At 43.3% G+C, this 587-nt stretch carries 1 pseudogene; it reads right to left on the reverse strand.

What is annotated here, in order from left to right:
• Positions 1-587: pseudogene (locus ABLT31_RS38930) on the reverse strand (transposase); the annotation flags it as partial.

Here is a 587-nt window from a genome sequence, read left to right on the forward strand (position 1 = left end):
CTATCACTCGTTCTACAGCTGTTCGTTGGTCATATAGTTCTTCCCATGTCTGACTACCACGAGCTGGTGCAGCGTAACGACGCAAATCGCTCTCGATTCGTACTTTATACACTTTTTGACACAATGAATCTTGAGCCAGTGGACAGTCTTTACACTCTTTGGGACGTACGAATTTTAACGTTTTGTACTTCTTGTCATAGCTGTCATAGCGATAGGAATACTCTCGAACGCACGTTGGAGCAAAATTTTTGTCAAATCCGATGACTTCTCCTTCGTTTCTCTTGTTATAGGCAATGATGGAGTGAGCTTTCATGCGATGAATTTGTTGGTATATGGGAACATAGTCATACCCGGCATCCATGATGCCATAGCGAATCGAGAGAGGAAGTTTATCGACTCCTTTGAGTAAAGGGATGGCCGCTTTTCCGTCGTTTTAGCTTCCAGATGACATCAACGATTCCAAAATGTATTGACTCTTGGTTCCTACGGCAAGATGGGCTTTAAAGCCATACCAAAAAACGTTCTTTCCTTCGCTGTTTTTCTTAATTCCCCAAGCAGGTGCCAGTGGAATTTGATCACGAAGGTCT

Source organism: Ammoniphilus soli (assembly GCF_040813775.1).